Source organism: Shewanella chilikensis (genome assembly GCF_002836945.1).
Lineage (GTDB): Bacteria > Pseudomonadota > Gammaproteobacteria > Enterobacterales > Shewanellaceae > Shewanella > Shewanella chilikensis.
On record NZ_NIJM01000102.1, the window covers coordinates 1 to 1964 of the forward strand.

Genomic DNA, 1964 nt, shown 5'->3' on the forward strand with positions numbered 1-1964 from the left:
TTCACCTCGTTAAACGATTTTACTCGCTTAGCGTGGTGTCCAAAACTATCGGGGCAGATCAGTTCAAACTTATATCGGAAAACACCAGACTCCACTGAATAGCAAGACACCAAAGGGGGATGTTGACACTCCTTTGAAAAGTCAGGAAAATCCGAAAGGTGTTCCAAGCAAACTTAAACCTTCCTATGTTCATGGGCAAAGTGATGGAGGCCCTGGTGTGTGGGCTAGTCGACATACACCAGAAAAAGGCGCTGCATATCAAATTGAAGTCACGGGTGCTCCACGGCATACAGAGTATGTTGTAAAGACGGATTTAATGAAAAGCGGTGAAATCAAATTTGATGGATTCAACCCTGAACGTGGAGTTTTAATTGATGCTAAGGATTTTAATAAATGGCCCAAAGATGAGGCTTGGTCGCTTGATGTTGTTTTGCGAGATGCGAGAAAGCAGTCAGCTGTAGCATCACAGGTGAAAACGAAAGTCGAGTGGCATATACCTAATCAAGAAAAGTTTGATCTTGTAAGTCAGTTGTTAAGAGAGAATAAAGTTAAACATATTAAACCAGTTTATACGCCTAAGGGTGGTCAATAATGATTAGAGCAAAAGAATACATGGGATTCTATTGGCAAGACAGGCAACAGTGCCTAGATGAATACTTATCTTTCATCATTGATTTACTCATAGGTATTGAGGCAGCGGTAGAACGCCCGTGCTCATTTGAAATACTCTCAAAGGGACTAAAACTAGATGTGATGCCAGATGATTTTCTCGAACAAAAGAGTAAAATTATTAGTTTAGTGCTTGACCCTGATGTCGCATATACAGAAGTTGTTCAAGAAGATTCGACTGTTTCCCTATTGTCCCCTTTGGGGTTCACATCGCAGTGGAAAGTTAAATTGGACTGTGGGCCAGTTTTTTTTATTATAGTGAGTTCGGGAGCATATGGTACTGCTAGCCCGGGAAATTCTGTTGTATGTAAACTAGATTCTCCTGTTGAAAGTAGAGTCAATGAATTGCAGTTTTTTAGGCAAGTTTGGAAGCTTTTAGTTACACAATGTAATCCAGAATTTGCAGTGTTCACGTCTCATGATTTGGCTTGCAAAATAGATCCTGATATGGAGTTTGACAATAGTGTCGGTTGGATTTCATACGTGAGTTCTACAGTCAACAGCCAGTCTATGCCTAGTGATATCATAATTAGTAATCTAGCTAATGGTTGTCAGTTGGAGGTAATTGAACGCTTAATGGGTGTTAATGATTCTGAAGTCGTTAATCTATTGATAAATACTCAGAACGCATTGGTTAATGCAGGAATTATTTCTGTTGAAGATGATTTCTAGCTAGTTTATCTAACTAAAAGGTGTCTAGGAAAGAAATCAGTGGCAATTCATTGTATTATCATGGGTAGCTTGATTTTTTGTGATTGATTATGAAGGTTGAAAAGTTAAATTGGACTTCAAAGTCAGCTCAAGAGGCTGAACTGACAATTACTGATGGCGAATATAGCTGCATAGCATTTTGCCAGCCATGTGAGTATGAAGAGGGAGCAGAGGTTGATTATCTTCATGCATTCATGGCTAAAGAAGTGATGTTATCTAATTCTGGATTTGTATCTATTGAAGCACTTGAGGAGAAAGTCTTACCCCATAGAGTGACAGCAGTAGTTGAGGATCGATTAGAGAATATTGTAAAGGTTGGCTCCATCATTATAGAGCTAGACTGTGCAATACCTGCAGGGGTTGATAAAGGTATGTTGGTTGATTTTGAGTGTTCTAGGCTTGATGTTTGGTAAGTTGCAGATAACCAGTTGTTCCAAACAGAGGGAGGGTGTTCAAAATTCTGTGTCACGTTAAAAATCACAGATCGATGTGAGCATCCAGTCGTCCTTCAAAATGGATGGACTGATCTGCCCCGATAGTTTTGGACACCACGCTAAGCGAGTAAAATCGTTTAACGAGGTGAA

At 39.7% G+C, this 1964-nt stretch carries 3 protein-coding genes; all 3 read left to right on the forward strand.

Annotated features, from left to right (window positions below):
- The first annotated feature begins 133 nt into the window (after positions 1 to 133).
- The 3 genes from CX651_RS19640 to CX651_RS19650 all read left to right on the forward strand — a co-directional run bounded on the left by CX651_RS19640 (position 134) and on the right by CX651_RS19650 (position 1793).
- Positions 134 to 592: a Tox-REase-5 domain-containing protein gene (locus CX651_RS19640; RefSeq protein WP_157822710.1), complete on the forward strand. Its 459-nt coding sequence runs from the start codon at positions 134 to 136 to the stop codon at positions 590 to 592.
- A complete protein-coding gene (locus CX651_RS19645) occupies positions 592 to 1341 on the forward strand; it encodes an Imm52 family immunity protein (RefSeq protein WP_101057791.1) in 750 nt (249 codons plus the stop codon). The genes CX651_RS19640 and CX651_RS19645 overlap by 1 nt, the downstream gene beginning before the upstream one ends.
- A gap of 89 nt (positions 1342 to 1430) precedes the next feature.
- Entirely contained in the window at positions 1431 to 1793 is a 363-nt protein-coding gene (locus CX651_RS19650) for a hypothetical protein (protein ID WP_101057792.1), read from the forward strand.
- Positions 1794 to 1964: the final 171 nt, after the last annotated feature.